19 protein-coding genes are annotated in these 25,509 nt (G+C 65.5%); 9 read left to right on the forward strand and 10 right to left on the reverse strand.

Annotation, left to right across the window (positions count from 1 at the left end):
* Positions 1 to 474: 474 nt before the first annotated feature.
* Together mfd and ACVISU_RS01460 are read right to left on the reverse strand one after the other, a co-directional pair.
* Entirely contained in the window at positions 475 to 3,993 is a 3,519-nt protein-coding gene (gene mfd, locus ACVISU_RS01455; protein WP_456705753.1) for a transcription-repair coupling factor, read from the reverse strand.
* Positions 3,990 to 4,280: an FAD assembly factor SdhE gene (locus ACVISU_RS01460; RefSeq protein ID WP_050405429.1), complete on the reverse strand. Its 291-nt coding sequence runs from the start codon at positions 4,278 to 4,280 to the stop codon at positions 3,990 to 3,992. The genes mfd and ACVISU_RS01460 overlap by 4 nt, the downstream gene beginning before the upstream one ends.
* 142 nt (positions 4,281 to 4,422) lie before the next feature.
* On the opposite strand from ACVISU_RS01460, the gene recG reads away from it, so the two are divergent.
* Positions 4,423 to 6,531 carry an ATP-dependent DNA helicase RecG gene (gene recG / locus ACVISU_RS01465; RefSeq protein ID WP_456705754.1) on the forward strand — a complete coding sequence of 703 codons (2,109 nt, stop codon included), beginning with the start codon at positions 4,423 to 4,425 and terminating at the stop codon, positions 6,529 to 6,531.
* A 133-nt stretch (positions 6,532 to 6,664) separates the two neighbouring features.
* On the opposite strand, the gene ACVISU_RS01470 is transcribed toward recG, so the two are convergent.
* The 4 genes from ACVISU_RS01470 to ACVISU_RS01485 all read right to left on the reverse strand — a co-directional run bounded on the left by ACVISU_RS01470 (position 6,665) and on the right by ACVISU_RS01485 (position 10,031).
* Complete coding sequence (locus ACVISU_RS01470) at positions 6,665 to 7,381, reverse strand: DUF502 domain-containing protein (protein WP_456705755.1); 717 nt, start codon at positions 7,379 to 7,381, stop codon at positions 6,665 to 6,667.
* A 170-nt stretch (positions 7,382 to 7,551) separates the two neighbouring features.
* Positions 7,552 to 9,378, reverse strand: coding sequence for a glutamine--fructose-6-phosphate transaminase (isomerizing) (glmS, locus tag ACVISU_RS01475; RefSeq protein ID WP_456705756.1), 1,827 nt, complete (start codon positions 9,376 to 9,378; stop codon positions 7,552 to 7,554).
* 213 nt (positions 9,379 to 9,591) lie between these two features.
* Positions 9,592 to 9,759, reverse strand: a complete 168-nt coding sequence (locus ACVISU_RS01480) for a hypothetical protein (protein WP_456705757.1) — start codon at positions 9,757 to 9,759, stop codon at positions 9,592 to 9,594.
* The gene (locus ACVISU_RS01485; RefSeq protein ID WP_456705758.1) at positions 9,756 to 10,031 is read right to left on the reverse strand and encodes a hypothetical protein; all 276 of its coding nucleotides are present in this window, start codon (positions 10,029 to 10,031) and stop codon (positions 9,756 to 9,758) included. The genes ACVISU_RS01480 and ACVISU_RS01485 overlap by 4 nt, the downstream gene beginning before the upstream one ends.
* Positions 10,032 to 10,150: 119 nt before the next feature.
* Here ACVISU_RS01485 and ACVISU_RS01490 point away from each other — a divergent pair, with 119 nt between their 5' ends.
* The gene (locus tag ACVISU_RS01490) at positions 10,151 to 11,368 is read left to right on the forward strand and encodes a GGDEF domain-containing protein (RefSeq protein ID WP_456705759.1); all 1,218 of its coding nucleotides are present in this window, start codon (positions 10,151 to 10,153) and stop codon (positions 11,366 to 11,368) included.
* 40 nt (positions 11,369 to 11,408) lie between these two features.
* Here the strand turns inward: ACVISU_RS01490 and ACVISU_RS01495 are convergent, their stop codons facing one another.
* Both ACVISU_RS01495 and ACVISU_RS01500 read right to left on the reverse strand, forming a co-directional pair.
* Positions 11,409 to 12,203, reverse strand: a complete 795-nt coding sequence (locus ACVISU_RS01495) for an adenylate/guanylate cyclase domain-containing protein (protein WP_050400312.1) — start codon at positions 12,201 to 12,203, stop codon at positions 11,409 to 11,411.
* 102 nt (positions 12,204 to 12,305) lie between these two features.
* Complete coding sequence (locus tag ACVISU_RS01500) at positions 12,306 to 13,346, reverse strand: carbon-nitrogen hydrolase family protein (protein ID WP_050400313.1); 1,041 nt, start codon at positions 13,344 to 13,346, stop codon at positions 12,306 to 12,308.
* A 161-nt stretch (positions 13,347 to 13,507) separates the two neighbouring features.
* On the opposite strand from ACVISU_RS01500, the gene ACVISU_RS01505 reads away from it, so the two are divergent.
* From ACVISU_RS01505 to ACVISU_RS01515, 3 genes are all read left to right on the forward strand, one after another.
* Positions 13,508 to 14,452 (forward strand): LysR family transcriptional regulator, encoded by a 945-nt coding sequence (locus ACVISU_RS01505; protein WP_456705760.1) that lies wholly within the window; start codon positions 13,508 to 13,510, stop codon positions 14,450 to 14,452.
* Positions 14,453 to 14,530: 78 nt separating this feature from the next.
* Complete coding sequence (locus ACVISU_RS01510; RefSeq protein ID WP_050400315.1) at positions 14,531 to 14,836, forward strand: DUF485 domain-containing protein; 306 nt, start codon at positions 14,531 to 14,533, stop codon at positions 14,834 to 14,836.
* A 14-nt stretch (positions 14,837 to 14,850) separates the two neighbouring features.
* Positions 14,851 to 16,434 carry a solute symporter family protein gene (locus ACVISU_RS01515; protein WP_456705761.1) on the forward strand — a complete coding sequence of 528 codons (1,584 nt, stop codon included), beginning with the start codon at positions 14,851 to 14,853 and terminating at the stop codon, positions 16,432 to 16,434.
* Positions 16,435 to 16,520: 86 nt separating this feature from the next.
* Here ACVISU_RS01515 and glmU read toward each other — a convergent pair whose 3' ends face one another.
* Positions 16,521 to 17,879: a bifunctional UDP-N-acetylglucosamine diphosphorylase/glucosamine-1-phosphate N-acetyltransferase GlmU gene (gene glmU, locus ACVISU_RS01520; RefSeq protein ID WP_456705762.1), complete on the reverse strand. Its 1,359-nt coding sequence runs from the start codon at positions 17,877 to 17,879 to the stop codon at positions 16,521 to 16,523.
* A gap of 183 nt (positions 17,880 to 18,062) precedes the next feature.
* Here glmU and ACVISU_RS01525 point away from each other — a divergent pair, with 183 nt between their 5' ends.
* Both ACVISU_RS01525 and ACVISU_RS01530 read left to right on the forward strand, forming a co-directional pair.
* The gene (locus ACVISU_RS01525) at positions 18,063 to 19,418 is read left to right on the forward strand and encodes a hypothetical protein (protein WP_456705763.1); all 1,356 of its coding nucleotides are present in this window, start codon (positions 18,063 to 18,065) and stop codon (positions 19,416 to 19,418) included.
* A gap of 96 nt (positions 19,419 to 19,514) precedes the next feature.
* The gene (locus tag ACVISU_RS01530) at positions 19,515 to 19,895 is read left to right on the forward strand and encodes a hypothetical protein (RefSeq protein WP_050400318.1); all 381 of its coding nucleotides are present in this window, start codon (positions 19,515 to 19,517) and stop codon (positions 19,893 to 19,895) included.
* Here the strand turns inward: ACVISU_RS01530 and ACVISU_RS01535 are convergent.
* The gene (locus ACVISU_RS01535) at positions 19,855 to 21,483 is read right to left on the reverse strand and encodes a glycoside hydrolase family 17 protein (RefSeq protein ID WP_456705764.1); all 1,629 of its coding nucleotides are present in this window, start codon (positions 21,481 to 21,483) and stop codon (positions 19,855 to 19,857) included. The genes ACVISU_RS01530 and ACVISU_RS01535 overlap by 41 nt on opposite strands.
* A gap of 244 nt (positions 21,484 to 21,727) precedes the next feature.
* On the opposite strand from ACVISU_RS01535, the gene ACVISU_RS01540 reads away from it, so the two are divergent.
* Together ACVISU_RS01540 and ACVISU_RS01545 are read left to right on the forward strand one after the other, a co-directional pair.
* Positions 21,728 to 22,336 carry a beta-1-3, beta-1-6-glucan biosynthesis protein gene (locus ACVISU_RS01540; RefSeq protein ID WP_456705765.1) on the forward strand — a complete coding sequence of 203 codons (609 nt, stop codon included), beginning with the start codon at positions 21,728 to 21,730 and terminating at the stop codon, positions 22,334 to 22,336.
* 192 nt (positions 22,337 to 22,528) lie between these two features.
* Positions 22,529 to 25,396, forward strand: a complete 2,868-nt coding sequence (locus ACVISU_RS01545; RefSeq protein WP_050400321.1) for a glycosyltransferase — start codon at positions 22,529 to 22,531, stop codon at positions 25,394 to 25,396.
* Positions 25,397 to 25,509: the final 113 nt, after the last annotated feature.

Below are 25,509 nucleotides of genomic sequence, written 5' to 3' on the forward strand. Positions count from 1 at the left end.
CAATACGTCCGTCGTGCAATTCATCCCGCGGCCCGGCCCGCCCGAAATCCTGCCGACAGCGGAATCAAGACGCCTGCAAGCCCTCGCCAATTCACTTGGCGCGAGCTCCTGATCACTGAGTTTTGGAGAGCAGTTGAAATGCTGGCGGGACGCGAACCAGATTCAAGTTACTACGTCATCCAAAATATAAAGGCCGATCTGAACTAAATACACGACCAGCTTACAAATCGCACAAAGGCCGTCAAGGTCGCGTTGGCAAAAGTCCAATGTTCCTCGCCTGTTGTTCACAATGTGGGACCTTCGCGCCCGCCTTGAATATTCCGTTCGATCGCCGCGAGCGATCCGCCCTCTCCAAATGTTTCTGGACGTTTCAGAACAGTCGTGACCGGCACAAGCGCGGCCATGCCAAGCTTGCGACAAACGCCGATCACCTCGCCCCCGATGCCACAGCCGTGCCTGCCGGGCGCGAATGCCTCACGCCGCCTTCTTGCTCTCCGCAAGGTTGGCGAGCTGGCGCAGGATCTCGGTGGTGCCGGCGAGCCGCTCCTCCGGCGTATCCCATTCCTGGAAGAACACCACCTTCATGTCGGGGCGTACCTTTGCGGCTTGGCCGTGCTGGCGAATGAACGTCACCAGCCGCTCCGGATGCGCAAAGCTGTTGTCGCGGAACGCGATCACGGCGCCCTTCGGGCCGGCATCGACCTTGCCGACATTGGCCCCGCGGCAGTAGGCCTTGATCGCCGCGACCTTGAACAGATAGCGCACCTCGTCGGGCAGCACGCCGAAGCGGTCGCGCATCTCGGCGGCGAAGGCGTCGATCTCGTCGTCGGTCTCCAGATCGGCGAGGCGCCGATAGAGCGACAGCCGCACGCTGAGGTCGTTGACGTAGTCCTCCGGGATCAGGACCGGCATGCCGATCGTGATCTGCGGCGACCAGCGGTCGGCGGCGGGCTCGGCGACGCCGGCCTTGAGGTTGACGATCGCCTCCTCCAGCATCGACTGGTACAGTTCGAAGCCGACTTCCTTGATGTGGCCGGACTGCTCCTCGCCAAGCAGATTGCCGGCGCCGCGGATGTCGAGGTCGTGCGAGGCAAGCTGGAAGCCGGCGCCAAGCGTCTCCAGCGACTGCAGCACCTTGAGCCGCCGCTCCGCCTGCGCCGTGATCTTCTGCTGGGCCGGCAGCGTGAACAGCGCATAGGCTCGCAGCTTCGAGCGGCCGACGCGGCCGCGCAGCTGGTAGAGCTGGGCGAGACCGAACATGTCGGCGCGGTGCACGATCAGCGTGTTGGCGTTCGGGATGTCGAGACCGGATTCGACGATCGTGGTCGAGAGCAGGATGTCGTATTTGCCGTCGTAGAACGCCGACATGATGTCCTCGATCACGGTCGGCGGCATCTGGCCGTGCGCGACCGCTACCTTCATCTCCGGCACGTTCTTGTCGAGGAAATCCTTGACGCCGGCGAGATCCTCGATCCGCGGCACGACGTAGAACGCCTGACCGCCGCGGTAGCGCTCGCGCAGCAGCGCCTCGCGGATCATCAGGGGATCGTGCGGCGCGACGAAGGTGCGCACCGCGAGGCGATCGACCGGCGGCGAGGCAATGATCGAGAGCTCGCGGACGCCGGTCAGCGCTAGCTGCAGCGTGCGCGGGATCGGGGTCGCCGACAGCGTCAGCACATGGACCTGGGCACGCAGCTGCTTCAGCCGCTCCTTGTGGCTGACGCCGAAATGCTGCTCCTCGTCGACGATCAAGAGGCCGAGGTCCTTGAACTTGATGGCCTTGCCGAGCAGCGCGTGGGTGCCGACCACGATGTCGACGCTGCCGTCGGCGAGCCCCTTCTTGACCTGGTTCAACTCCTTGGTCGACACCAGCCGCGAGGCCTGCGCCACATTGACCGGGAAACCCTTGAAGCGCTCGGTGAAGGTCCGCGAGTGCTGCCGCGCCAGCAGCGTGGTCGGCACCACGACCGCGACCTGCCGACCCTCGAGCGCCACCGCGAACGCTGCGCGCAGCGCCACCTCGGTCTTGCCGAAGCCGACGTCGCCGCAGATCAGGCGGTCCATCGGGCGGCCGATCTCGAGGTCCTTCAGGGTCGAGTTGATGGCCCCCAGCTGATCCTCGGTCTCTTCATAGGGGAAGCGCGCGCAGAACTCGTCATAGACGTGCGGCTGCAGCGGGAATTTCGGCGCCTCGTGCAGCTGCCGCTCGGCTGCGATCTTGATCAATTCGCCGGCGATCTGGCGGATGCGGTTCTTGAGCTTCGCCTTGCGCGCCTGCCAGCCGCCGCCGCCCAGGCGATCCAGCTCGACATTGGCGCTGTCGGAGCCGTAGCGCGACAGCAGCTCGATGTTCTCGACCGGCAGGAACAGCTTCGTCTCTGCCGCATAGTGCAGCTCAAGACAATCATGCGGCGCGCCGGAGACTTCCAGCGTCTGCAGCCCGACGAAGCGGCCAATGCCGTGCTCGACATGGACGACGAGATCGCCGGTCGCAAGGCTCGTCACCTCGGAGATGAAATTGTCGAGCTTGCGGCTCGCCTTGCGCGGCCGCACCAGGCGGTCGCCGAGAATGTCCTGCTCGCTGATAACAGCGAATTCGTCGGTCTCGAAGCCGGACTCCATGCCGAGTACGGCGAGCATTGTCTCGTTGCGCGGGGTTGCCTGCACGATCCGCCAGGTGTTGACGCTGGTGGTGTTGAGCAGCTTGTGGTCGCGCAGCATCGCACCCATGCGGTCGCGCGAGCCCTCGCTCCACAGCGCGACGATGACCTTCTTGCGTTGCGACTGCAGCGCGCCGATATGGCCGACCACGGCCTCGAACACGTTGACGTTGGTATCGGCGCGCTCCGGCGCGAAGTTGCGGCCCTGCCGGGCACCGGCGTCGAATACGTCGGGCGAGCCTTCGGGCACTGCGAACGGCGTCAGCCGCGCCAGCGGCGCCTCGCCGAGCAGTTTGGTCCATTCGGCTTCGGTCAGATAGAGCTTGTCCGGCGGCAGCGGTTTGTAGATCGCGCCGCTGCCGGGATGCTCCAGCGCCTCGCGCCGCGCGTCGTAATAGTCTGATATCTGCGAGAAGCGTTCGCGCGCGGCGTCCTCGCCCTGCGGCTCGATCGCGATGGTTGCACCGTCGAGATAGTCGAACAGCGTGTCCATCCGCTCCTGGAACAGCGGCAGCCAGTGTTCCATGCCGGGATGGCGGCGCCCCTCGGAGACCGCTTCATAGAGCTGGTCGTCACGTTCAGGCGCGCCGAACGCCGCGACATAGCCCATGCGGAAACGGCGGATGGTTTCGGTCGTGAGCTGGAATTCGGAGACCGGCACGAGATCGAGTCCGCGCATGTCCAGATGCGTGCGCTGGGTCTCGGCATCGAAAGTGCGGATCGATTCAAGGGAGTCGCCGAAGAAGTCGAAGCGCACCGGCTGGTCAAGGCCGGCCGGAAACAGATCGAGGATGCCGCCGCGCACGGCATATTCGCCTGGCTCACGCACGGTCGACGAGCGGGTGTAGCCGTTGTGCTCGAGCCACGCAACGACCGAATCCATCGGCACGACGTTACCGGGTGCAACCGACAGCGCCTGCGCCGCGACCTGATCGCGCGCCGGCACCCGCTGCACCGCGGCGTTCACCGTGGTCAACACGATCAGCGGCTTATCGCTGCCGACCAGCCGCGACAGCTTGGCGAGCGTGGTCAGGCGTTGCGCCAAAATACCGGAATGCGGCGAGACCCGATCGTAAGGCTGGCAGTCCCAGGCCGGAACCTGCAGCACCGCGATATCGGGCGCAAAGAACTCCAGCGCGCGGGCGAGCTGCTGCATCCGCGCGCCGTCGCGGCACACCACTGCGAGACTGACCGCGGGCCGCTTCGGCTGCGCGGCGATGGCGCGCGCCAGGTCCGAGATCACGAGCCCCTCGGCGCCCTCGGCGACGTTGGCGATGGTCAGCACCCGGCCGGGCGCGAGCATTGCGGCCGGCGATTTCATCGGCTGCTTCATGCGCTGGGATCCGCGACCCGGAACGCCTTGATGCGAGCGAACAGCGCGGTCGCATATTCCGCCGCCAGCACCTTGTCGCCGGTCAGCGCGGCATAGAGGTCGGGGTCCGGCACCTCGATCAAATGCTCGAGTTCGCCGAGCTCCTGATCGGACAGGTCGGCGATGCTGGCATCGGCGAACCGGCCGAGGATCAGGTCCATCTCCCGGGTGCCGCGATGCCAGCAGCGAAACAAAAGCCGCTTGCGGCGGTCATCGAGCCCCTGGCTCGATCGTGTCGATCCCGTCATGTTCCAAAATCCATCGAACGCCAAAAGCCCGGACGTGCCGGGCGCGCTTGATATAGCGATGGCGGCGGCCCATGTCAGCCCTCATTTGCCCCCTTTTGCGGTTGCCTTGCGCGCATGCCGTGAGTCGTGTGTAAAGGCACCGATGCGCCCCAGCCTGCTCAATCCGCTGTTTGCCCAGGTCACGACCTTGCAGGGTGTCGGCCCGAAGCAGGACAAGCTGCTGCGCTATCTGCTGGACCGCAGCGAGACGCCGCGGCTGGTGGATCTGCTGCTGCATCTGCCGGCGAGCGTGATCGATCGCCGCGCCCGGCCGAAGATCCGCGACGCCGCGGTCGGAACCATGGTGACGCTCGAGGTCACCGTCGACCGCCATCGCCCGCCGCCGCCCCGCAATTCGCGCGCGCCCTACCTCGTCTATGCCAGCGACGACACCGGCGATGTCGTCTTGACCTTCTTCCGCGCCCAGCCCGGCTATGTCGAGAAGCTCTTGCCGGTCGGCGAAAAGCGCTACGTCTCCGGTACGCTGGCGATGTATGACGGCATCCCGCAGATCGTGCACCCCGACCGCGTCGTCGATGAGGCCGGCTTTGCAAAACTGTCCGGTATCGATCCGGTCTATCCGCTCACCGAGGGGCTCGCGATCGGCTCGCTCCGCCGCGCCATCGCTCAGGCGCTGACCAAGCTGCCGGAGCTACCGGAGTGGATCAGTCCCGAGGTGCTGCGCCGCTGCAACTTTCCGCCGATCCGGGAGGCGCTGACCCGCGTCCATGTTCCGATTGAACTCACCGACATCCTGCCCGACGGCCCGTTCTGGTCACGCCTCGCGTTCGACGAATTGCTCGCCGGCCAGCTCGCGCTGGCCTTGATCCGCGCCACCCTGCGCCGCCCCGCCGGCGTCCGCAACGCCGGCGACGGCCATCTGCGCAACCGGATCATCGACGCCCTGCCCTATGCGCTGACCAAGTCGCAGCAGCAGGCGGTCGCGGCGATCATCGAGGATCTGCGCCAACCGGTACGGATGCTGCGCCTCGTGCAGGGCGACGTCGGTTCCGGCAAGACCGTGGTGGCGCTGATGGCGGCCGCCGCCGTCGCGGAAGCCGGCAAGCAGGCGGCGCTGATGGCGCCGACCGAAATCCTGGCGCGCCAGCACATCAAGACCATCGCGCCGCTCGCCGAACGCGCCGGCATGCGGGTTGCGATCCTGACCGGCCGCGAGAAAGGCAAGGAGCGCCGCGAGCTGCTGGCGCGGCTCGAGGCCGGCGAGATCGATCTTTTGGTCGGCACCCATGCACTGATCCAGGACGACGTGACCTACAAGGCGCTGGCGCTCGCCGTGGTCGACGAGCAGCATCGCTTCGGCGTGCGCGAGCGCCTCGCGCTGACCTCCAAGGGCGAGGCCGTCGACGTGCTGGTGCTGAGCGCCACGCCGATCCCGCGCACGCTCGTGCTGACCTATTTTGGCGACATGGACGTCTCGGAGCTGCGCGAAAAACCCGCCGGCCGCCAGCCGATCGACACCCGCGCGGTGCCGATGAGCCGGATCGAGGATGTCATGGACGGCGTCGGCCGCGCGCTTGGCGCCGGCAAGCTGGTGTACTGGATCTGCCCGCTGGTCGATGAGTCCGAGGCCGAGGGCACCGAACACCTCACCAACGCGACCGAACGTTTCGAGAGCCTGCAGCAGCGGTTCGGCGATCGCGTCGGCCTGGTGCACGGCCAGATGAAAGGCACCGAGAAGGATCGCGTGATGGCGCAATTCGCTGCGCACGAGATCGGCTTGCTGGTCGCGACCACGGTGGTGGAGGTCGGCGTCGACGTGCCGGCGGCGACCATCATGGTGATCGAGAACGCCGAACGCTTTGGCCTCGCGCAATTGCACCAGCTGCGCGGCCGCATCGGCCGCGGCTCGGAGGCCTCGACCTGCCTGTTGCTCTACAAGGAGCCGCTCGGCGAGATGTCGAAGGCGCGGCTCAAGGTGATCCGCGAGACCACCGATGGCTTCCGGATCGCCGAGGAAGATCTGAAGCTGCGCGGCGAAGGCGACGTGCTCGGCATCCGCCAGAGCGGCCTGCCCGGCTACCGCATCGCGCGCTCCGAGGTGCACGGCCAGCTCATCACCCAGGCGCGCGACGAGGCGCTGCGGATCTTGAAGGACAATCCGAAGCTGAAGGGCGAACGCGGCGAAGCGCTGCGGGTCCTGCTCTACCTCTACGAACGCGACGAGGCCGTGCCGCTGATCGGCGCGGGGTAGCGGCCAACCGCATCATTGCGAGCCCTCCCCCCGTCATTGCGAGCGAAGCGAAGCAATCCATCGTTCCGCATGCATGGAGCCATGGATTGCTTCGTCGCTTCGCTCCTCGCAATGACGGGATGGAGCGGGGCCCCTACTCCACCTTCGCCGGCGTGGGCTGAGTGGCCGGCTGCAGCGAGGCCTGGTTCGCGATCCGCGCGGCGTTGGCCATGCCGGCAAGCGCTGCGGCGCGCTTCTGATCGTTGGCGCCAGGCTGTACCACGCCGGCCGACATGATCAGCGTCGCGGCATCCTCGGTGCTCATCTCGATCTCGATGATCTTGCTCTTCGGCACGTAGAAGAAGAAACCGGTGGTCGGATTCGGCGCGCACGGCAGGAACACCGAGATATGCTCTTCATCGCCGGGGAAACTGGCGGCGAGCTCGGTGCTCGGCGCCTGCGAGATCAGCACGATCGACCACATCCCGGGCGAGGGAAACTCGACCAGGCCGACGCGGCGGAAGCTCGAGCCGTTGCCGGAGAACAGCGTCTCGAACACCTGCTTCAGGCCGCGATAGATCGCGCGCACCGCAGGGATGCGCCCGAGCAGCCGCTCGCCGAGGTCGACCAGGGTTCGGCCGATCAGGTTGGCGGTGAGGAAGCCGAGCAAGGTCAGCGCGATGACGGCGACGATCAGGCCGGAACCGGGCAGCCCGAACGGCAGATAGGTCTCCGGCCGGTAGGCCGTCGGCACGAACGGCCGGACCAGATTGTCGACCCAGTTCACGAACCACCAGGTCAGATACAGCGTGATCGCAACCGGGCCGGCCACCACCAGGCCGGTCAGGAAATAGTTGCGGAAACGCGCCATGAGCCCGCGGGGGGCATCCGGGGGCAAATCACCCGTGACGGGAGGCACTTGGTTGGAGGTCATTGCGGTTCCAAGGTCGTGGAAGCGGCATCGAAGCGGCCGTTGCCCACCACCCAGCTAAGCCATTCTGACGCATTTTTGAAGGGCCCGCGTAACGGCCCGGCTTGCGGCTATTCGACCGTGACCGATTTGGCCAGATTCCGCGGCTGATCGACGTCGGTGCCCATTACGACGGCTGTATGATAGGCGAGCAGCTGCACCGGCACGGCATAGACCATCGGCGCGAAGGTCGCCCCCATGTCCGGCATCACGATCGTCACCAGCGACTGGATGGTCGCCTCCGCGGCGCCCTTGGCGTCGGTCATCAGGATGATCTTGCCGCCGCGGGCGGCGACCTCCTGCATGTTGGAGACGGTCTTCTCGAACACCTTGTCATAGGGCGCGATCACCACGACCGGCATGTGCTCGTCGATCAGCGCGATCGGCCCGTGCTTGAGCTCGCCGGCGGCGTAGCCCTCGGCATGGATGTAGGAGATCTCCTTCAGCTTCAGCGCGCCTTCCAGCGCCAGCGGATAGCTGGTGCCGCGGCCGAGATAGAGCACGTCGCGCGACTTCGAGATCTCGCGCGCCAGCTTCTCGATCTGCAGCTCCGACGTGAGCGCTTCCGACATCAGGCGCGGAATTTCCACAAGGCCATGCACCAGCTTGGCCTCGTCGGCGTCGGACAGCTCGCCGCGCGCCTTGCCGGCGGCAACCGCGAGCGAGGCCAGCACCATCAGCTGGCAGGTGAACGCCTTGGTCGAGGCGACGCCAATCTCGGGACCGGCCAGCGTCTGCAGCACGGTCTCGCTCTCGCGCGCGATCGTCGAGGTCGGCACGTTGACGACCGAGAGCGTGTGCGCGCCCTGCGCCTTGGCGTAGCGCAGCGCCGCCAACGTGTCGGCAGTCTCGCCGGACTGCGAGATGAAGATCGCAAGGTCGCCCTTGCGCAGCGGCGCCTCGCGGTAGCGGAATTCCGAGGCGACATCGAGCTCGACCGGCAGCCGCGCCAGCCGCTCCAGCCAGTATTTTGCGACAAAACCGGCATAGCTCGCGGTGCCGCAGGCCGTGATCGAGATGCGCTGGATGTCCTTGAAGTCGAACGGCAGCTTGACCGGCAAGGTGACGCGCTCGGTCGCCATGTCGACATAACGTGCGAGCGTGTGCCCGACCACTTCCGGCTGCTCGTGGATCTCCTTCGCCATGAAGTGGCGATAATTCGCCTTGTCGACCAAAGCCGTTGCAGTCGTGTGCTTGATCGCCTCGCGATGGACGATGGCGTTGTCCTTGTCGAAGATCGTGGCGCCCTTGCGGGTCAGCACCACCCAGTCGCCGTCCTCGAGATAGCTGATCGTATCGGTGAACGGCCCGAGCGCGATCGCATCGGAGCCGAGATACATCTCGCCGTCGCCATGGCCGACCGCGAGCGGCGGGCCGTTGCGGGCGCCGATCATCAGATCGTCCTCGCCGGCGAAGATGAAGCCGAGCGCAAAGGCACCGCGCAGCTGCGAGAGCACCGCCCTCACCGCCTCGATCGGCTTGACGCCGCCCGTGAGCAGATCGTCGACCAGATGCACCACGACCTCGGTATCGGTCTCGGTCGCGAACACCGCGCCCTTGTGCTCGAGTTCCTCGCGCAGCTCGCGGAAATTCTCGATGATGCCGTTATGCACCACGGCGACGCGTTCGGTTGAGTGCGGATGCGCGTTGTTCTCGGTCGGCCGGCCGTGGGTGGCCCAGCGGGTGTGGCCGATGCCGGTGTGGCCGCCGAGCGGCTTGGCCTGCAGCCGGGCCTCGAGGTTCTTCAGCTTGCCCTCGGCGCGGCGCCGCGCCAGCGAGCCATTCTCCAGCGTGGCGACACCGGCCGAATCATAGCCGCGATACTCCAGCCGCTTCAGCGAATCCACCAATTGCTCCGCGACCGGAGCGCGTCCAAGAATGCCGACGATGCCGCACATGCGGTTCAATGTCCCCAAAAATCGCCGAAAATTTGCCGAAGCGGCGACATGGTCCCTTAACGGGAATCGCCGGTCGCAAGATACTCAATAATTATTGCCGATTGCGACAGTCTTAAGCGGCAAGGTTGGTGCGAAGGGCTGGTTAATCGGGGCTAACTATTTTGGCAAGAGCGCGTCGTCGGGATCCGTCTACGGCAGCCCAGCCTTGAGCTTCTACCCATGCATCTTGGCGTAAGCGAATATGCTCACGAAGGCCCAGAATATCATTCCGCTGATCATCGCCACGACGTCGTGCGGCCGCAGACCGAGGAGCCCCCACAGCCCGCGACCGGTCTTTGTGAAGATCGTTTCGACCAGTGCTTGGACCAGATATTCGATCACGGTTCCCAACCCCGGCCGCGCAGCCAGACGTCGCGGCACGTGACCAGCATGCCGTGCAGTCCGTTCTTGAGGAAAAACAGATAAAGCGCGAACAGCAGCACGAAGCTGAGCCGGTCGTCGCTCCAGGAAACGAACTCGGGTTGGTCGTGCGTCTTCCGGGACAGCACGGCCAGGTGTCCGGTCTCGGCCCATTGGTACACTCGTGCGGCGCTGAAATACGTCACCAGGCTGCAAAAGACTCCAATCAAGACAGTCGCGGCATGATTGCGCATGACGTGTTTTGCCTCGTCGCCTGCTAAAGCCAGTGAAACCGCCACCGGCGAACATGTCGGATCACGTCAACGCAGCATTAACGCCTTTCGGAGAGGGTGCCGCCGCCGGAGGTAACCCGATGCACACTGCGCATGATCGCGAGGCCCGTCGCCTCGATACGCTCGCGGAACTCGACATCCTCGACACGCCGCGCGAACTGGCATTTGACCGCCTGATATCGCTATGCCGCAAAATCTTTCGCGTACCGATGTCGACGATGACCTTCATCGACGGCCACCGGCAATGGTTCAAAGCCTCCGATGGACTGGACCTGCGCGAAACCGACCGACGGCCGGCGCCGTGCAATGTGACCATTACGCTCGATGAGCCGCTGGTCGTCCCAGATATGACGCGCGACTCGCGCTTCGCCGACAACATCTTCGTGCGTGGCGCACCGTTCGTCCGCTTCTATGCCGGCGCACAGCTTAAATTGTCCGGTGTCGTGATCGGCAGCCTGTGCGCCATCGACACCCGCCCGCGCGATGACTTTGACGCCGAGGCGACCAGCATGCTGGTCGATCTCGCCGCGATCGCGGTCGACGAATTGAAGCTGCGGAACCTGTCGATGCAGGACGGCCTCACCGGCTGCTCCTCGCGGCGCGCCTTCCGCGGCGAAGGCGAGCGGCTGACCGCGCTGGCGACACGCCATCTGAGCCCGCTGTCCTGCGCGGTGCTCGATGTCGATCACTTCAAGGCAGTCAACGATACCTACGGCCATGCGGTCGGCGACATGGTGCTGGCGGCGGTCGCAGACGCAGCACGCGGCGCGGTGCGCGGCTCCGACGTGATCGGTCGGCTCGGCGGCGAGGAATTCGGCATCCTGCTGCCGCACACCAGGCTCGATCAGGCGATGGGCGTGCTCGAGAAGGTGCGCGCCGCCGTCGCGGCGACGCGGATCGATACACCGGCCGGCACGATCGGCGTCACCTGCAGCCTTGGCGGCGCGGTGCTCTCGCCCGGCAACTGCTTCGACGACATGCTGCGCAACGCCGACCTTGCGATGTACGGCGCCAAGCAAGGTGGCCGCAACCAGGCGCTGGCCTGGGTCGAGCGGGCGCCGTCGATTGCACCAACCGCGCGGCGGGTGTTCAAGGCCGGCACGATCAGCTTCAACGCCGGCCATTCGACGATCGACTGCACGGTGCGCGGCCTGTCCCGCGACACCGCGACGATCGAGGTGATGTCGACCTCGGGCATTCCCGACCAGTTCAAGCTCGCGATCGCCGCCGACGCGCTGTCGCGGGCCTGCCGGATCACCGCGAAGGCCGACAACCGGATCGAGGTCGCCTTCACCTGACCTGCGGGCTGCGAAACCGGCGCCACGCTGGCAAGGCGCTCTATGGTTCGACCCGGTAGAGCCGCCAGCGCTCCGGCACGCCCTTGAGCTGGTGCGCGCCGCGATCCTTGAAACGGATCTCGGACTCCAGCATCAGATTCCTGACCGCGCTCGAGACCAGCACCTCGCCGGCCCGCGCTTTCGCGGCGACGCGGGCGCCGATGTGAAACGCAAGGCCGATGACCTCCGCGCCGCTGACCTTGTATTCGCCGGCGTGCAACCCCACCCGGATCTCGAGCCCCAGCGTGCGCACGGCGTCACGGATCGCGGTCGCGCAACGCACCCCGGCCACCGGCACGCCGAACGTCGCCAGCACGCCGTCCCCGGTGGTCACGACCTCCTTGCCGCGCAACGCCTTCAGCTCGCGGCGAACCGCGGCGTAATAGTGATTCATCACCGTTGCCCAGCGCGCGTCGCCGAGCCGGGCGGCCTTTTCGGTGGATCGGACGATATCGACGTAGAGGATGGTGGCGAGCGCCTGCTTCAGCTCCGAACTTCGGTCGGCGGTCCGGCGCCGGTTCGCGATATTTCCGGTCAGCGGTTCATAGCTATGGCTGCGCCGCCGCGCGATGGCGGCTTTGGTGTAGTCCTGGGCACGCTGTACGGTGCGGCAGCGAATGGTTTTTTCCTGCGGTGGAAAGGTCCAATAGACCTTTCGCCCGGCTCCGGCGCCCTGCACCTCCACCGCGCCCCACTTCAGGAACACGGTCGAGCCGGTGCGTCGAATGCACCATGCCTTCGACGTGTATCCGGACACGTTCGACTGATGCACTCCGATGCGAAGGAATTTGGGCATGAGCGTCCGGCCGATCGAACGAGCGCTTTAAGGGCTTACCTGGGGTAAACCGTAGCCAGACATTCCCGCGTTGGCAACAGGACTGCTGAGCAGCGATCCAAATCAGCGATCGGCGATATCAACGTCGACGGACAGAAGCGCCTCGTCGCTCGCTTTCGCAGTTTGCAGTTCTTCATCGCGAAAGCGCGCCGGAGTAAGCCGGCGGCGGTCGACCGTCATGCCGAAGATGTCGAAGCGGTTGTAGTAGCCGACCACGTCGTGAAACTGCTTCGGCTCGACGCAGCGATTGAGATCGATCTCCGCATAGGCGATCCCCTCCTGGTCCTGCAACTCATCGCCAAAGACGCCCCCCGTCGGATCGACGAAGAAGCTCGCTGCACGCGGCGTCTGGTCGATCACGTCGGCGATGGCTCTGTCGCGTTCGATGAGGAAGGCCCGCATCGGCTGGTCCATGTAGCCGGCGGTGACGATTCCGAAGACCTTGGCTTCGAAGCAGTGCGCGCTGGCACGGATGCGGTTGGCGGCGACGTTGTCGAAATTGCCGCCGCCCGCCGGGCGCCTTGTCGGCCACATCGGCGGCCAGCTCGAGATGTGCACCTGTTCGCCCTGCGCCATCAGTGCGAAGCGGGCCAATGGATTGGTGTTCTCGCCGCAGATCAACCCGCCGATCCGGCCCTGCCGCGTCTCCGCCACCTTGAGGCCCGCACCGTCCCCCGACGACCACACCAGCTTCTCATAGAAGGTCGGCACCAGCTTGCGGTGATGGACCAGGATTTCGCCGGTCTCGCCGATCAAGAGGTTCGAGTTCCACAGTCCGCCAACGCTGACGGCCGAGCGCTCGCTGATGCCGATCGAGACGGTGACGCCGAGGCTGCGCGCCTCGGCGCACAGCCTCGCCACTTCCGGTCCGTCCACCAGCACCGACTGCTCCGCCATGCGTACGAACAGGTCGTGATTGTCGATCGGGGGCCACAGGGCGGCCCACACCGGAAAGGCCGGAATGTAGGTTTCAGGAAACGCGATCAGCTCGGCGCCAGCCCTTGCTGCCTCGCGCATGATGGCGATCGCCTTTTCGGTGGTCGCCCGGCTGTCGAGGAAGACGGGTGCGGCGTGCACGGCGGCAGCCTTGAAACGAGGGAGCATGTCGAAAATCCGGCTAGGACCAGGAGGCGGAAGCGGTATCATTCCTACCTTCCCGGCATGCATGGGAATTGTCGCAAGGTCGGTTGCGAAGGATCGGAGCCGTCCGGCGCGTTGGAACGAGAATTGCTTTGCTGACAGGGGCCGCAATCCGGAGGCAGGTCATGTTCGATACGATCAACTGGGACGATCTGCGGGTCTTTCTCTGCGCCGCTCGCGCCGGCAATCTGAGCCAGACAGCCAAACGGCTGCGGCTGGATCATTCCACGGTGAGCCGGCGTATCGCCCAGATGGAGGCCTCTCTCGGGATCGCGGTGTTTGAACGCCATCGCACTGGGCTCAAGCTCAACGAAGTCGGCGAGCGCTTGCTGCGTCATGCCGAGCGGGTCGAGAGCGCGGTGATCGCCATTCGCGAGGAGGCCAGCGACACCCAGGAACTGATCGGGACCGTGCGGCTCGCCACCATGGAGGGGATCGCCTCGCTCTATCTGGCGCAACGCTTTGCGAAACTGCGTCAGAGCGCGCCGCAACTCTCCGTCGAACTCGTCACGTCAGCGCAGACGGTCTACGTCCACAAGCGCGAAGCCGATCTGTTCGTGTCGTTCTTCCGGCCGCCGGGTCCGGGCCTGATCTCCGAGCGCATCGGCAAGTTTCGGCTTGGACTGTTCGCCAGCCGGAGCTATCTCGACAATCACGGCATGCCCGCAAGCCTGCGCGACCTCGCCGATCACTGGTTCGTCTCCTACATCGAGGACCTGATCCAGGTCGATTCGGTGCGCTGGCTCGCCGACGTCATCGAAGAGCCAAAGGTCGCATTCCACTCCAACAGCATGATCGCGCAGATGAACGCCGCGGCGGGTGGCCTCGGCATCGTCATGCTGCCGAGCTTTGCCACCAATGATCGGCCCGACCTGATCCCCGTGCTGCCCGCCCTCGCCGGCACCTTTCGCGAGGTCTGGCTCAACGTCCACAGCGACCTGCAATTTGCCCCACGCATCCGCGCCGTCCGCGCGTTCTTGAAAAATACCCTGAAGCAGGACCCCGACATGCAGGTCACGCTGGCCGATGCCGTGGCGCAGCCGCGCACGGCAGATTGCAAAAATCCATAGTTCCCTTCCATCGGAGCCCGGCTGAAGCTCGTCCGATTGGCGCAAGGTAGCGCGCACTGAAGCTTTGAGAGGGCAAGCATGAACGTGGTTATTCCCGGCAAACCCGATCTGGCGCCGAGCGCCAGCGCCGCCTTGGCCAAGAAACTGGCCAAAAAGCGGTTGACCGTCGCGCTCGTGCTCAGTGCTGCGATGATCGCGATCTATTTCGGCTTCATGGGGCTGTTCGCGTTCGACAAGCCGCTGCTCGGCACCATCCTGGTGCCCGGTCTGTCGCTCTGCATCGTGCTCGGCCCGCTCGTCATCGTCTCCTCCTTCGTGCTCTGCCTGGTCTACGTGCTGTGGGCGAACCGGGTGTTCGACGCCGGCATCCGCGATCTTCGCTAAGGGAGCGGTGCAAGATGGGCAACAGCACGCTTTCGATCGGGTTCTTCTTTGCATTCATGGCATTGACGCTGGCGATCACCTATTGGGCCGCACGGCGCACGCGCACCACCGAACACTTTTTTGCCGCCGGTGGCCAGGTCACGCCGTGGCAGAACGGCTGGGCACTCGCAGGCGACTTCCTGAGCGCCGCCGCCCTGCTCGGCATTGCCGGCATCGTCACCTCGAATGGCTTCGACGGCATGATCTATTCGATCGGGTGGCTGGTCGGGTGGCCGATCATCCTGTTCCTGATCGTCGAGCCGCTGCGCAACGTCGGCCGCTTTACATTTGCCGACGTCGTGGCCTATCGGCTGCGCCAGCGCCCGGTGCGCCTCGCCGGCGCCGTCGGGACGCTCGCCGTCATCCTGTTCTACCTGATCGCCCAGATGGTCGCGACGGGATCGCTGATCAAGCTGCTGTTCGGCCTGCCCTACACCTGGTCGGTCGTCGTGGTCGGCAGCGTCATGCTGGTCTATGTGCTGTTCGGTGGCATGCTGGCGACGACCTGGGTGCAGGTGGTGAAGGCCGCGCTGCTGATGGGCGGCGGCATCCTGCTCGCCTTCCTGGTGCTGACCCATTTCGACATGAACCCGCTCAAGCTGTTCGCCGCGGCGTCCGAGAAATACGGCACGAAAGTCCTGCAGCCGGGATCGAAGGTAGTCTCGGGCCAATGGGACGCCATCTCGCTCGGGCTCGGCCTGATGTTCGGGACCGCCGCGATGCCGCATGTGCTGATGCGGGCCTATACGGTGAAGGATGCCAAGGCCGCGCGGCTGTCGATCCTCTATGCCACCGGCCTGATCGGCGTCTTTCATCTCATGGTCTTCATCATCGGCTTCGGCGCCATGGTGCTGGTCGGCGCCGACGCGGTGGCCAAGGCCGGAGGCGGCGGCAACATGGCCGCGCCGCTGCTCGCGCTCGCGGTCGGCGGCAATGCCTTTTTCGGCTTCATCTGCGCGGTCGCGTTCGCGACCATGCTCGCCGTCGTCGCGGGGTTGACGCTGTCGGGCGTCGCCACGCTCTGCCATGACGTCTGGACCAATGTGATCCGGAACGGCACCGCTTCGGAGGCCGAGCAGCTCAAGGTGGCGCGGATCGCGACCGTCATGATCTCGATCTTCGCCATCCTTCTTGGTATCGCGTTCGAGGGCCAGAACGTCGCCTTCATGGCGGGCCTCGCGTTCTCGATCGCCTGCGCCGCCAACTTCCCCTCGCTGGTGCTCGCCATCACCTGGCGCCGCTTCACGACGCCTGCAGCCGTGGCGAGCATCCTCGTCGGCACGCTGAGTTCGCTGGTGCTGATCTATCTGTCGCCGACCATCCAGGTCGACATTCTCGGCAAGCCGCTGGCCGCGGTCGAGCAGCAATGGTGGTTCGTGTCGCTGCGCAATCCGGCGATCGTCAGCATGCCGCTATCGTTCGCGGTCGCGATCCTTCTCTCGCTGGTCACGCAGGAGAAGAACGCCAATCTCGCCTTTGACGAGATGCAGCGGCGCATCCTGCTCGGTCCTGTTCAGCGCGGCGCCGATGAGCCCGCCCGGGCAAAGAGTGCGGCCTGAACCGCGGCGCGTCACTGCCAGCGCTACGTATTCGCCGGGACGACGTCATATCGATGAGACACGCTCGCGAACGTCGCGCGACGTCTTCACTTCCCCTTCGCGGCCTTCGCCTTCAGCTTCGCGGCGCGATAGCGCGCGGCGCCGCCTTCGCGGATCGACTGTTCGCTGCGCTCGAGCGCCATCGCGTCGTCGGGGACGTTCTTGGTGATGACCGAGCCCGACCCGATATAGGCGCCCTTGCCGATCGTCACCGGCGCGACCAGCGAGGTGTTGGTGCCGACGAAGGCGCCCTCGCCGATCAGCGTCTTGTGCTTGAGGAAGCCGTCATAGTTGCAGGTGATGGTGCCGGCGCCGAGATTGGAATTGGCGCCGACATGGGCGTCGCCGACATAGGAGAGATGGTTGACCTTGACGCCGGCCTCCAGCGTCGCGGCCTTGGTCTCGACGAAATTGCCGATCCGCGCGCCGTCACCGAGCGAGGTGCCGGGCCGCAGCCGGGCATAGGGACCGACCGATACCTTCTTGCCAATGGTGGCCTCGACGATGTGCGAGAAGGAATGGATCACGGCGCCGTCGTCGATCGAAACGCCCGGTCCAATCACCACGAACGGCTCGATCACAACGTCCTTGCCGAACTTGGTGCCGGCGGCGAGATAGACCGTCTCAGGCGCGATCAGGGTCACGCCGGCCTCGAGCGCCTGCTTGCGCAGCCGGGCCTGCATCACGGCCTCGGCCTCGGCGAGCTGCGCCTTGGTGTTGATGCCGCGCACTTCATCTTCGCTGGTCTCGATCACGACGGCCTCCAGTCCCAGTTCCCTGACGATGCCGACGGCATCGGTCAGATAATATTCGCCCTTGGCGTTGGCATTGCCGATCTTCTCGATGATCGCGAGCGCCTTGCCGCCGTCGAACGCCATGACGCCGGCATTGCACAGCGTGATCTTGCGCTCCCCGGCGCTGGCATCGGCATGCTCGCGGATCGCAACGAGCTTGCCGTTCTCGGTCACCAGCCGGCCGTAACCGGTCGGGTCGGCGGCGTGGAAACCGAGCACCGCGAGCGCAGCGCCCTCGCGCAGCGGCGCGCGCATCCGCGCAAAGGTCTCGGCCGAGATCAGCGGCGTGTCGCCGAACGCGACCAAGAGGTCGTCAGCGCCGCGGCCGAGCGCCTCGCGCGCAGCGAGCACCGCATGCGCCGTGCCGAGCCGCTCGCGCTGCACGAAGATCCGCGCGTCGGGCCGCACGCGGCGCGCCTCCGCAGCGACCGCCTCGTGGTCGGGACCGATCACGACCGCGAGCTGCGATCCCTCGCCGGCGGCTGTGGCATAGAGCACATGCGCCAGTAACGACTGCCCGGCCACCAGGTGCAGCACCTTCGGTAGCGACGAGCGCATCCGCGTGCCCTCGCCGGCCGCAAGCACCACTGTCAGGCTCGATCGCGCAGTCATTCAGTATCCTCGACGGTTCGCGCAGTTCGCTGCGCAAGGCTTTCTTCGAGGCCGTCTTTAATTGTTTTCCCCGGCAGAAGAAACCGATTCGCCTCCGCGGCCCTTCAGATTCAGGTTCCCGGTCCATTTCCTGTTAATCTTTGCCTCGTGATTCGGCGGGCCTCGAGGAGGGCCAAGCGGGCTTTGGCCAAAGATCCCGACAATCTGGCGGCGGATTTCGACACCGAGAGCACCACCGGCTTTTTGGCCGAGGAGGATGCTCTCGATCGGCGCATGCTGTGGCGGCTCGGCTCGTGGGGCGCGGCTGCGGTCGGTGCCGTCACCATCGCCGTGATGGCCAACCAGTCGGCACTGACGCTGCGGCGCGACCAGGTTGCCGCATCCGATATCGCACGGCAGGCCCAGCAGCTGCAGACGCTGGCTAAGGAGAGCCACAACGAAACGCGCCGGCTGGCCTCCGCGATCGATACGCTCAACGGCGACCGCGACCGGCTCTATTCGCGCGTCACCACGCTGGAACAGGGCCTCGACTCCGTGACCGGCACGATCGCGAAACAGCCGGCGGCGCCCGCTACGCCGCCCGCCTCAGCCAATTCGGCGCCCGCGGCGGCGGCACCAGCCGTTGCCGCCGTCGCAACAACGCCGCCTGCCGCATCGGACAAGCCGGTCGCCACCGATAAGGTGTCATCCGTCGACAGCAAGGCGCCAGCGCCGGTCGAGAAGCCGGTCGCTGCGGCCGAGAAGCCTATGGCGGCCGACAAGAAGCCAGCCGCCGCCGCGAGCAGGCCACAGCTAGCCGCGGAGAAGCCGTCCGCCTCCGAGAGTTCGCCGACGATTGCTGCCTCCATCCCATCCGTTGCCAGTCCGATGAGCGCCGCCGTTGCCGCGGCCAGCGCCGAGGAAACAAAGGCGTCGGCAGCCACGCCGGTCGCGGACAAGCCGGTCGCGGACAAGCCGCTGATGGCATCGCGCGATCCTGCGCCGAACAAGGCAACCGAAGTGGCCAAACCGGCGACTGCCAAGGATGTCAGCGTCGCGCCGATCCCGCCGCTGGTGATCACACCGGATCCGGACTCCGACGCTGACGACGATGCACCGAAGGCGCAGATCCAGCGCACCGAGTTCGGCGTCGATCTCGGCACCGCAAATTCGGTCAATGGACTGCGCGCGCTGTGGCGCGGCCTCTTGAAGTCGAAGGCCAACGCGCCGCTGACTGCGCTGCGGCCGATCATCGTCATCAAGGAGAACAGCAACGGGCTCGGCATGCAGTTGCGCCTGGTCGCCGGACCGCTGAACGACGCCGGGACCGCCGCCAAGATTTGCGCCGGGCTTAGCCTGGTCCAGCGGACCTGCGAGACGGCGATCTATGACGGCCAGCGGTTGGCCCTGAACGAGCCACCCGCCAGCGCCAAGCCGGCGTTGCCGCACCGGCGCGCCGTGCCGAGGCGCACCGTCGCACCACCGCCGCAGCCGGCTGCCGAGGAAAAGAAGCCGGAAGGAACGACAATCTCCTCGATGTTCCGGCGGAACAGCCAATAATCATGCCCGGCAAAGGGATTGCGGCCAAATTCTCAACCGATTTCGCTGCTTTGACCGAGCCTTGTCCCAGACCCCGTTCCCGACCATAGTGCCGCGATGACAAAACCTCCGTTCCGCCTCTCCCCCTATCAGGTCCAGTTCCTGATGGTCGTGGGCTTCATCACCGTCGGCTACGCGCTGTATGTGCGGTATCTCGCCATCGAGTTCTCGCCCGTTGCATTGGCCTGCGACGCCGGCACGCAGACCATGCTGTGCAAGGCGCGGGCGCTGTCGACCGTGCTGTTCAAGAACTCGGTGTTCGGGATCACCGCGCTGGTGATCGCGGTGCTGAACCTGACGCGGCCGTCGATCGTGCTGCTGACCTTCGGCTTGATCGCAGCCGGGCTCGGGATCGTGCTCTACAACGTCGTGCTGTCGGGGCTCGCGATCGGGCTGTTCATCCTGGGTTTTGCGCGGCCCGCGCCCGCCACAGCGTAGCGGCGAGCAAGAGGTACATCACGCAGGTCCAGTCCGACTGCCAGTTGATCGTGCCCTCGTTGAACATCGTGTAGAGGGCGGCGACCACGAGCAGGCCGGCGAACACGGATTCCGCGAGCGGCCGGATGCCTTCCTTCGGGCGATTGAGCATCGTCAGCAGCGCGAACGGCACCACCGCCATGGTCAGCGAGGCATAAGGGAAATCGCGGTAGCGCGGATCGAAGGTGAAGCCGAGCGCGGTTTCGGCTGCAATCACCGTGGTGATGACCAGCACGATCGCCAGCAACGCGCCGATCGCGCCTTTGCCGCGATAGTCGCGCGGCCCGACCAGTTCGAGGAAAGTCGGCAGCGAGCGCCCGGCGATCAGCGCATGCGCGGTGAGCAGCGGCGAGACGATCGCGGCGGCGAGCAGCGCGCCCCAATGCAGCCAGCCGCCGAGGCCGTAGCTCTCGTAGTACATCTTGTCGCCGGCGATCCCGAGCAGCGCCCCTGCCGTGGTCGCCGAAATCGCGACCGCGATCCAGGCCGACGGCCGCGGCGTCCAGGGCCGGCGGCGCAGCGTCAGCCAGGCGACAAGGAAGGTGGCGATCGACAGCGCCATGCCGCCCACCATCTGCAGCTTCCAGTCCGGATAGTTGCTGATGGCGACGCCGGGCGGATACTTCACCTGCCGCTTGATCGAATCGAACAGGCCCCAGTTGCCGCCGACGGTGCCCTCGAGCTTGCGCTTCCAGGGCTGGTCATAGGCCTCGATCAGGTTGACCCGAAAGCCCTCGCGCCTGGCGAGGTCGAGGATCTCGGACACCACCCGCGCCTGGTTGGTGCGCGACGGCAACGCGCCCTCCCGCATGCGCCCCTGGCTCGGCCAGCCGGTTTCGCCGATCAGGATCTCCTTGCCCGGGAACGTCACCGCCATCCGCTTGCGGATATCATCGACATGCGCGGCGGCATATTTCGCCTTGACCGGGACGTCCTCCCAATACGGCAGGATGTGAATGGTGACGAAATCGACCGCGTCATAGATCTCGCGGTTCTTCACCCAGTATTCCCAGACGTCGGCATAGGTGACGGGGAGATTACCCGCCGCAGCCTTCACCGCGCGGATGTTGCCGGCAAGATCGGCGGCGGTCATCTCGCCGCGCAGCAGCACCTCGTTGCCGACGATCAGCGAGGTGACGACACCAGGATATTCCTTGGCGAGCCGGACCGCGATCGCGATCTGCTGCAAATTCTTGAAGCGGTTGCTGCTGAGCCAGATGCCCTGCATCACCTTCAACCCGACCTTGGCCGCAACGCCGGGCACCTGGTCGAGGCCGTTCTCGATCGAATAGGTCCGCACGCAATCGGTGACCTTGGCGAGATCGGCGAGGTCCTGCTCGATCTGCTCGACCGGAATCTGCGTGGTCGGATCAAGCGGGGTCTGGGCGCCGCGGAACGGCGTGTAGGACACGCATTGCAGCTTTGCGGCAGGATCGATCGGCGCACGCGGGAGGGTAATCGGCGTGGCGAGCCACCACCACACGGATGCAATCACGGCGAGCGAGATCAGGAGAAGCGCCAGCGGCGTACGAAGCGAAATCGGTTCCATCCTCCGGGGGACCGTCGAATTAGCCGGTCACAGCCCGTCTGCCAAGTCCAGGAATCGGTCAATACCATGGTTGTCCTGCGACAGTTTTACGCCGGATCGATAAAGTTGTGAGTTTGCTGGACAAAATACCAAATTCCAGTCATGGGATTCCGCCAGAGTCTCCGCCGCACTGGAGACCTATTTGGACGGCATCACGCGAGCCGTTAGGATGATCCCGCAGGGGCAGGAACATATCGGGGAATGCATGCGTCGACGGCTGCTTGAGTTGAAGAACACTGCTTTGCGCCATCTTGCCGTAACGGGCCTTGTCACAGCGCTTGCGCTCTTGAACGGAGCCGGCGGTGCGTTCGCCCAGAGCGGCACGCCGAATCCGCCCGACCAGGCCAAGCAGCAGCCCGGTCAGCCCGACGCCAATGCCAACGCCGCGCGCGAGGCCAACCAGCGCAAGGTCGAGGAATTCGTCGAGGCCCAGCAGGCCATCAACGGCCCGGCCGGCAACCCGGAATGCGTCTGGCTCGGCCGCCGCGTGGTCCGCCTGATGTGGAACGACGACCTCGATACGGCGTTTCGCCATCTCGACCTCTACGACCGGTTCGGCTGCCCCGGCGGCCACGTCCAGGCCGCGTTCCGATGCCTGACCCGGTTCGGCGCCCAGATCGACAGCAAGGTGAGCGGCAGCCTCGACGGCCGCATCCACGCCTGCTGGATCAACCCGGGTGCCCAGCCGCAGGCCGCGGCAGCCGCCGCGCCCAGCCCCGCGCCGTCGACGGCAGGCAATGCCGCGCCTGCGCCGGCAGCATCGCCCTCGCCTGCGCCGATCCCGTCGGCGTCACCCGCGCCGGCGTCGAAATAGCCGCATCCCGCAGATCGGGTCCGGCCGCGATTTTTTTCGCGGCTGGAACGGCTTGCGCCCTTAAAACGCCACTGCGGCATACCAGTTGTTAAATCTGATGGCGGAGATATCTTTCCGTCGCCGCTAGTTGGTCGAACCCAGGGGACGGGTTCGCTTAGTCCTCAATCTCAGGCCCCGTATGGTTTAACCGCGATGCGCGCCGTCGCCGCCGTCCTGTTGCTTGTCACCGCCGCCCACGCCGCCCTGTGGGGTCTCTTCCAGGAGAGGCAGTCGGCGCCCGATTTCCGTGGCACGCTGCCGAGCCTGTCCTATACGCCGTTCGAGCCAAAGCACACCGTCGTCGATGGTGATGCCGACAAGGTACGCGCCGACCTGAGGAAACTCTCCACGCTAACGCGAGCAGTCCGTGGATACTCCTCGACCGAGGGCAACGAACTGGTGCCGCCGATTGCTGCCGAGTTCGGCATGAAGGTCATGATCGGCGTCTGGATCGGCACGGATGCCGACCGCAACAGTCGCGAACTTGCATCCGCTATCGATCTTGCCAAGAGCAACAGCAACGTTACGGGCATCGTGATCGGCAACGAAACCGTCTATCGTGGCGAGCAGATTCCAATCGAGAACCTCGGGCCGATACCAAAGCTCAAGCCGACCTCCGAAGAGAACGAGCGCTATACTGCCGAGTCTGCGCGCTTCCTTCACGAAGAAACCCCGCGCATCGATCAAGAAGAGGATGGACGACTTCAAGACGCCAAGGCGCAGCCCGAGGACAAGCGGGATGAAGCCGTCAAATGGGCGATTGCCGAAAACAACGTCCATCGGCTGATCAAGGTGATCCAGCGCGTCAAGAAGTCCGTCAGCGTTCCCGTCACGACAGGTGAAATCTGGAACATCTGGCGCGACCATCCGCAGCTCGCCAACTCGGCCGACTTCGTCGCCGCGCACGTGCTGCCGTACTGGGAAAACTTCACCGACAAGCAGGCGGTGGACCAGGCAGTCGACCGCTACAACCTCTTGCGCGACTCCTTCCCCGGCAAGCGCATCCTGATCGCGGAATTCGGCTGGCCGAGCCAGGGTTACAATCTGCGCAACGCCGATCCCGGCCAGTTCCAGCAGGCCACGGTGCTGCGCAACTTCGTCACCCGCGCCGAGGCCATCGGCATGGACTACAACATCGTCGAAGCCATCGATCAGCCCTGGAAGTACTTCGAAGGCGGCGTCGGTCCTTACTGGGGTATCCTCAACGCCGACCGCGAGGCGAAGTTCGCCTGGACCGGTCCGGTCACCAATCTGGACTACTGGAAGCTTGCGCTCGTCGCCGTGCTGGTCGGCCTGTTCATGTCGCTGCCGATCCTGCGGCTGGACCAGCCGACCGTAATGCAGGCGCTGCTGCTGTCGGCCGCGGCCAACGGCGTTGGCGCCTGGGCCGCGACCGTATTCTCGTACTGGACCACGCACTATTTCGTCTGGGGTTCGGCCTTCGCGCTCAGCCTTGGCCTCGTGCTGCTGGTTCCGCTGGTTTTGATCGCGATGGCGCGGATCGAGGAGATCGCCGCGGTGGCGTTCGGCCGCGGCCCGCGCCGGCTGATCGGCAGGAGCGCGCCGCTGGCGCCCGCCACGATGGGCGAGGACGTCAAGTTTCCGAAGGTCTCGATCCACATCCCGGCCTATTTCGAGCCGGTGGAGATGCTGAAACAGACGCTCGATGCGGTGTCGCGGCTCGACTATCCGAACTTCGAGTGCGTCTGCATCATCAACAACACCCCCGACCCTGACTTCTGGCGGCCGATCCAGGATCACTGCCGGCTGCTCGGCGAGCGCTTCAAGTTCATCAACGCCGAGAAGGTGCAGGGTTTCAAGGCCGGCGCGCTACGGATTGCGATGGAGCGGACGGCAGCGGACGCCGAGATCATCGGCATCATCGACGCCGACTATGTCGTGCATCCGGACTGGCTCAAGGACCTCGTACCGGCGTTCGCCGATCCGCGCGTCGGCCTGGTGCAGGCGCCGCAGGAGCATCGCGACGGCGACCGCTCGCTGATGCACTACATCATGAACGGCGAATATGCCGGGTTCTTCGACATCGGCATGGTCCAGCGCAACGAGTTCAACGCCATCATCGTGCACGGCACGATGTGCCTGATCCGCCGCGCCGCGATGGACAAAGCCGGCGGCTGGTCCTCTGACACGATCTGCGAGGACACCGATCTTGGCCTCTCGATCCAGCAACAGGGCTGGCTGACGCACTACACCAATGTACGCTACGGCGAAGGCCTGCTGCCCGACACCTATGAGGCGTTCAAGAAACAGCGCCACCGCTGGGCCTATGGCGGCTTCCAGATCGTCAAGAAGCACTGGCGGCGCTTCTTGCCCGGCGCCAGCCGGCTGACGCCCGACCAGCGCCGCGAGTTTTCGCTCGGCTGGCTCAACTGGCTCGGGGCCGAAAGCCTCGGCGTCGTGGTCGCGATCCTCAATCTGATCTGGGTGCCGATCGTCGCCTTCGCCGACATCGCGATCCCCGACAAGATCCTGACCCTTCCGATCATCGCCTCCTTCATCGTCTCGCTGGTGCATTTCGTCGCGCTCTACCGGCTCCGGGTGAATATCAAGGCCGGCCAGATGCTGGGCGCCATGATCGCGGCGATGAGCGTGCAGTGGACGGTGTCGCGCGCGGTGGCGCAGGGCCTGATCACCGAGCACCTCGCGTTCGCCCGCACCTCGAAGGGCGGCCTGTCGCGAATGTCGATCGAATTCCAGGCGTTCTGGGAGGCCGTGATCGGCGTGCTGCTGCTGGTCGGCGCCACCGTGCTGGTCGTCACCAACGGCTACAAGCAGGTGCGCGAGATCTACATCTTCGCCGGCGTGCTGGTGCTGCAAAGCCTGCCGTTCCTTGCCGCGGTTTCGATTGCGATCCTGGAGAACTCGCGGATCAACGAGTTCGCGTTCTGGCGCAACAGCGCGATCCGGACCGCGGAACTGATCGGGCTGCGTCCGGTCAGCCTGCCCTCGGTCGCCGCCCCGTCGCAGCCGGTCGGCTCGGAAATCCGCCACGACAGCTAGAGCGTTTTCGAGCGAAGTGGATCCCGGTTCGCGTGAGGAAAACGCGTCAAGACAAGAATCCGGAGCTCTTCCGTTCCGATTCAATCGAAACGGAAGAGCTCCAACTTCAAGAA

The organism is Bradyrhizobium sp. USDA 4452, assembly GCF_054063575.1.